The sequence below is a fragment of the Aquiflexum sp. genome (assembly GCF_041751335.1).
In the GTDB taxonomy this organism is placed as follows: Bacteria; Bacteroidota; Bacteroidia; order Cytophagales; family Cyclobacteriaceae; genus Aquiflexum.
In genome coordinates this window covers 1-1,989 of record NZ_JBGSXS010000086.1, presented here as the reverse complement: position 1 = coordinate 1,989, position 1,989 = coordinate 1, and the positions used below count along the sequence as shown (strand labels likewise).

At 38.1% G+C, this 1,989-nt stretch carries 2 protein-coding genes; both read left to right on the top strand.

Annotated features, from left to right (window positions below):
* Positions 1-92: 92 nt before the first annotated feature.
* Positions 93-725, top strand: a complete 633-nt coding sequence (locus ACEW8U_RS05200; protein ID WP_373520977.1) for an HAD family hydrolase — start codon at positions 93-95, stop codon at positions 723-725.
* The gene (locus ACEW8U_RS05195) at positions 715-1,824 is read left to right on the top strand and encodes a site-2 protease family protein (RefSeq protein ID WP_373520976.1); all 1,110 of its coding nucleotides are present in this window, start codon (positions 715-717) and stop codon (positions 1,822-1,824) included. Before ACEW8U_RS05200 ends, ACEW8U_RS05195 begins: the two co-directional genes overlap by 11 nt.
* The last annotated feature ends 165 nt before the right edge of the window (positions 1,825-1,989 follow it).

Here is a 1,989-nt window from a genome sequence, read left to right as displayed (position 1 = left end):
ATGAGCTATATGCCCCGATTTTTTAGCATTTGACCTTGCTTTTGGGACTGCAATGTTACATATTTGGTTTTAATTTTACAACCTGATTACAAATGAAAAAACTGGAGAATATTGATTTTTTGATTTTTGATCTGGGAAATGTCATCATCGACATCGATTTTGATTTAAGTATCAGGGAGTTGAAAAAAATCCTACCCGAAGACAAGCACCATCTCACTTCCAAGTTTTTCCCATCTACTTTTCTCAAAGATTATGAAAAAGGTATGATCAATTCCGATCAATTCAGAAATGCTGTCAGGGAATTGTATCAGGAGGACTTTTCAAATGATCAGATTGATCATATTTGGAACAGTTTGTTGGATGATTTGCCACAGGAAAGGATAGAACTTATCAGTAAGCTGAACCGTGATTTCGGAACAGCGGTACTTAGCAATACAAATGAAATCCATATTTTGAAATTCAATCAATTACTCAAAGAGCAAAGGTCTGTTGATGGTCTATCGGGTATGTTTGACCGTGTATTCTTAAGCCATGAAATGGGATTGGCAAAACCTGATGAAGCCATCTATAGGGCAGTGATCAATGAAATACAGGTTGAACCCAATAGGGTTTTATTTTTTGATGACCTCATGGCGAACCTTGATGGGGCCAAAAGAGTTGGAATACAAACTTATCACATCACACACCCAAAAGCGCTGATTCAATTCTTTGCGGATGTACACTAAAAAAGAATACCTAAAACACGGTTTACTATTTCTAGCTACCCTGATTACAGCCACTTTGGCGGGAGGGGAGTGGTTGTATGGAAAGTCCCTGATAGCAGGTGGTGAAAATGCTTTGACTATTGAATATTTTTTTAAATCTCTTCATTTTTCTATTCCGTTTATCGGGATTCTGCTTATCCATGAACTAGGTCACTTGTTGACATCTATCCATCATAAGGTAAAATCATCTCTTCCTTATTTCATTCCGGGTTGGTTGGTGATAGCGCCTTCCCTAGGAACTTTTGGGGCCATTATCAGCATGAAAAGCTTTGTCAATAGCCGTAAAAAATATTTTGATATTGGAGTGGCGGGGCCATTGGCAGGATTTATTATTGCGCTGTTTGTATTGGGATATGGATTCACCCACTTACCAGATGCAGATTATATCTATCAGATTCATCCGGAATATCTAGATCCTGAGTTTCAGGGTCATTCTGAGGAAGAAGGGTATCTAAATCTTGAAATGGGATATAATTTGCTTTTTTATGGCATGGAAAAATTATTGGCTGACCCAGAGAAAATGCCCAATATGTCTGAGATCATCCATTTTCCATACTTATTTGCTGGCTATTTGGCTTTGTTCTTTACGGCATTGAATCTATTGCCAATTGGACAATTGGACGGAGGGCATGTTGTCTTTGGATTATTTCCAAAAAGGCACAAAGAGATTTCCTTAGTTTTCTATACTGCTTTTGTCTTTTATGCTGGTTTGGGGATACTCAATCCATTTGATGATTTAAATTCTTTGATAATCAGTATTCCGCTTTACATAGGTTTTCTCTATATCTGCTATCGTAAGGCAAGCCTTGAAAATCAGACCAAGTGGATGATCATTTTATTGATTGCCTCAAGTCAATATACGTTGGTTTATCTTTTTCCCGGTTTTCAAGGTTACAGCGGTTGGCTCTTATTTGCTTTTTTGTTGGGCAGGATCATGGGATTAGAACATCCCGAAGTCAATGGCTTCAAAGAATTGAACGGTAACAGAAAAATAATCGGTTGGATTGCTATTGTGATTTTTTTCCTGTGCTTTACTCCGCAGCCTTTTCAGATCGGATGATCAGTTTTCAGTAGGCAGTCTCAGTAGGCAGTTTACAGTCTCAGTAGGCAGTTTACAGTCTCAGTAGGCAGTTTACAGTCTCAGTAGGCAGTTTACAGTTTTCAGTAGGCAGTTTACAGTTTTCAGTAGGCAGTTTTCAGTCTCAGTAGGCAGTTTTTAAGGTTT

Bases quoted from the DNA above. Each gene is read 5' to 3' on its own strand.
- ACEW8U_RS05200 (WP_373520977.1), top strand. From the start codon at position 93: ATGAAAAAACTGGAGAATATTGATTTTTTGATTTTTGATCTGGGAAAT.
- ACEW8U_RS05195 (WP_373520976.1), top strand. From the start codon at position 715: ATGTACACTAAAAAAGAATACCTAAAACACGGTTTACTATTTCTAGCT.